We start from the raw sequence: 1,780 nt of genomic DNA, 5'->3' as shown, positions 1-1,780 counted from the left end.
CAGCTGCTCAAGGCGCGCTACCAGAACAAGATCACCATCGGCCAAACCGGTGCCTGGTTGAAGGAAAAGCAGGCCTACAACACCTTTGTGGTCAATGTGAGGGCCCTCACCCCCGACAACGAAATGCAGGGTGTGCAGATTTTCGAGTTCAACAACAAGGGATTGATCGTCTCCACCACACAGGCGCCGCTGGCAGCGTTCACCGCCGGCGATGCCTGGGAATTGAACCAGGCCACACGCGCAGAGTTTGATGTTCCTGCCGGCGCCAGCAGTGCCGCCAAACCCGGAGGCAGCGCCAAGGTCAACCGCACAGTGCTAAAGAACTTTCGCTGGCCTACCGAAATCAGCGCTGAAATGGTTTCGGTGGCGCTGCTCAAGCCTGAGCGCATGGGCACCATTGACCTGTTCAATTACGTCCGTCACCTGGACGCCAATGGGCAGACCGCGCAGCGCTATGAAATAGAGTTCTGGAAAAAAGTCTTTTACCCGCTCAGCTGCCTGGTGATGGTGATTCTGGCGCTGCCTTTTGCCTACCTTCACTTTCGCTCCGGCGGCATCGCCGGCTACGTGTTCGCCGGTGTGATGATCGGCATCAGCTTCTTCCTGCTCAACAACGTGTTCGGCTATATCGGCAACCTGCGAAACTGGCAGCCCTGGCTTGCGGCTGCCACGCCAGGCCTGCTTTATATGGCCGTCTCGCTGGGCGCGTTTGGCTGGCTGGTGCTCAGGCGTTAACGGACGCGACCGTTCATGACGTCCCTGGCCCATACGCCGCGCGGCATCATCCTGCTTGCCCATGGCTCGCGCGACCCGCAGTGGCGCGACCCCATTGAGGCGGTTGCCGCACAAGTCCGTCTCCGCGAGCCCGGTACCCCCGTCAGTTGCGCCTACCTGGAGCTTTGCCCTCCTTCATTGCCTGAAGCTGCTACAAATTTAATAGCTGCTGGCGCATGCCATATAAGGGTTTTTCCGCTTTTCTTTGGTATAGGCAAGCACGCCCGGGAAGACTTGCCGCTGCTGGTCGAACGCGTCAGGTTGGCGCATCCGGGCGTAGAAGTCGAGCTTCTGCCCGCAGCCGGGGAATACCGCGAATTGACCGCACTTATGGCCAGCATTGCCTTGTCATAACCGTGGAGGCATGGCGCATCGGTACGGCAGTTGGGCTCCTCTTTAGCGTAAAACAGGCATAATAAAATCAATAATTAGCCTGAATTCGATATGAACCTTCACCAATTCCGCTTCGTCCAGGAGGCCATCCGGCGCAACCTGAACCTGACAGAGACCGCCAAGGCCCTGCACACCTCGCAGCCCGGCGTATCCAAGGCCATCATCGAGCTGGAGGAGGAACTGGGCGTAGAAATCTTTGCACGGCACGGCAAACGCCTCAAGCGCGTGACCGAACCCGGGGAACACGTCCTCAAAAGCATTGAACTCATCATGCGCGAGGTCGGCAACCTGCGCCGCATTGGCGAGCAGTTTTCTGCCCAGGACAGCGGCACGCTCTCCATTGCCACCACCCATACGCAAGCCCGTTATGTGCTTCCGCAGCCCGTTGCCAAGCTGCGTGAAGCCTTTCCCAAAGTCAATGTCAGCCTGCACCAGGGCTCTCCCGACCAGGTGGCGCGCATGGTGCTCGACGAAGTTGCTGAGATCGGTATAGCCACCGAATCATTGACGCAGTACGAAGACCTGGTGACCCTTCCCTGCTACGAATGGCAGCACATGCTGGTCATTCCTGTCGACCATCCGCTGGCCAAAAAAGACAACATCACACTCGAAG

General features: G+C 58.5%; 3 protein-coding genes. All 3 read left to right on the top strand.

The window, feature by feature from the left end; genetic code table 11:
• On the top strand, positions 1–735 hold a 735-nt coding region (locus AC1D1X_RS22255; protein WP_477699215.1), incomplete at its 5' end, for an LptF/LptG family permease.
• 15 nt (positions 736–750) lie between these two features.
• Positions 751–1,128, top strand: coding sequence for a sirohydrochlorin chelatase (locus AC1D1X_RS22250; protein WP_477671669.1), 378 nt, complete (start codon positions 751–753; stop codon positions 1,126–1,128).
• A 90-nt stretch (positions 1,129–1,218) separates the two neighbouring features.
• The coding region (locus AC1D1X_RS22245) for a LysR substrate-binding domain-containing protein (protein ID WP_477699214.1) at positions 1,219–1,780 on the top strand (562 nt) is incomplete at its 3' end.

It is taken from the genome of Polaromonas sp. P1_G4, assembly GCF_056405475.1.
Note: the sequence above shows the minus strand (reverse complement) of the source record. Positions and strands in the feature narration are given on the sequence as shown.

Coding starts and splice junctions, on each gene's coding strand:
- AC1D1X_RS22250 (WP_477671669.1), top strand. CDS start 751: ATGACGTCCCTGGCCCATACGCCGCGCGGCATCATCCTGCTTGCCCAT.